The organism is Streptomyces alkaliphilus, from assembly GCF_014141535.1.
GTDB lineage: Bacteria > Actinomycetota > Actinomycetes > Streptomycetales > Streptomycetaceae > Streptomyces > Streptomyces alkaliphilus.
The window spans coordinates 1-1,466 of record NZ_VKHT01001138.1 but is presented as its reverse complement, the minus strand read 5'-3'; the positions used below and the strand labels follow the sequence as shown (position 1 = coordinate 1,466).

The window sequence follows — 1,466 nt, the reverse complement described above, 5'->3', positions numbered from 1 at the left end:
CTCCCGGCCCTCCCACCGGGCACACCGGGTCCGCCCGCGCCGGCACCGTCCCCCACCGCCCGGACACCTCCACCGGGCGTCCGGTGATCGATCCCACCACCGAGGAGATCATCGCCCGCGTCCCCGACACCGACCCCGCCGCCGTGGACACGGCGGTGCTCCGGGCCGGCGCGGCCGGCCGACGCTGGGCCGCGCTCGCCCCCGCCGATCGGGCCCGCGCGCTGCGGCGCTTCGCCGATGTCGTGGACCGACACCTCGACGAGCTCGCCGCCCTGGAGACGGCCGAGGCCGGGCACCCGGCCGCCACCGCCCGGGGGGAGGCCGAACAGGTCCGGGACCTGTTGGAGTACGCGGCCGGGGGAGTGGAGCGACTGACCGGACGACAGATCCCCGTCGCCGGCGGGACGGCCGTGACGTTCGCCGAACCCCTCGGGGTGGTCGCGGTCATCGCTCCGTGGAACTTCCCCATGCCCATCGCCGCGTGGGGCGCCGCCCCGGCGCTGGCCGCCGGCAACGCGGTCCTGCTCAAACCCGCCGAGCAGACCCCGCTGACCGCCCTCCGCCTGGCCGAACTCGCTCTGGAGGCCGGTCTCCCGGAGGGTTTGTTCCGGACCCTGCCGGGAGCGGGCACGGTGACCGGGGAAGCCCTGGTGGACCACCCCGGGGTCGCCAAGGTCGTCTTCACCGGTTCCACCGCCGTGGGGCGCCGGATCATGGCCCGCTGTGCCGGCACCGTCAAGCGCCTCACCCTCGAACTGGGCGGGAAGAGCCCCATGGTCGTCTTCGCCGACGCGGATCTGGAACGGGCGGCTGCGTCGGCGCCGTCGGCTTTCCTCGACAACACCGGTCAGGACTGCTGCGCCCGGTCCCGGATCCTGGTCCAGGAGGGTGTCCGGGACCGTTTCCTGGAACTCCTGGAACCCGCCGTCCGGGCCGTGCGGGTCGGTGACCCCCGGGACCCGGACACCGACATGGGACCGCTGATCTCGGCGGCCCATCGCGAGCGCGTCTCCGCGCTGGTTCCCACCGACACCCCCGCCCTGGTGCGCGGGGAGGTGCCGGAGGGGCCCGGCTTCTGGTACCCGGCGACCGTCCTGGACGACGCCCGGGCCCCCGAACGGGCCCGCACGGAGGAGATCTTCGGTCCCGTCACGGTGGTCGGGACCTTCGCCGACGAGGACGAGGCCGTCCGCCTGGCCAACGACACCCCCTACGGGCTCTCCGGTTCGATCTGGACCCGGGACACCGGTCGGGCCCTGCGCGTCTCCGGGGGCATCCGGGCCGGCAACCTGTCGGTCAACTCCAACAGCAGCGTCCGTCCCACCACTCCGTTCGGCGGTTTCAAACAGTCCGGACTCGGCCGGGAGTTGGGCCCGGACGCCCTGATCGCCTTCACAGAGACCAAGACCGTCTTCATCGACACCGGTCGCTGATCCGACGCCCCGGAGACCGCCCCGCCCCCGGAC

1 protein-coding gene is annotated in these 1,466 nt (G+C 74.3%); it reads left to right on the top strand.

Going from position 1 to position 1,466, the window contains the following annotated elements; all coding sequences use genetic code 11:
- Positions 1 to 83: 83 nt before the first annotated feature.
- Positions 84 to 1,433: an aldehyde dehydrogenase family protein gene (locus FNQ90_RS22945; protein ID WP_182608099.1), complete on the top strand. Its 1,350-nt coding sequence runs from the start codon at positions 84 to 86 to the stop codon at positions 1,431 to 1,433.
- The last annotated feature ends 33 nt before the right edge of the window (positions 1,434 to 1,466 follow it).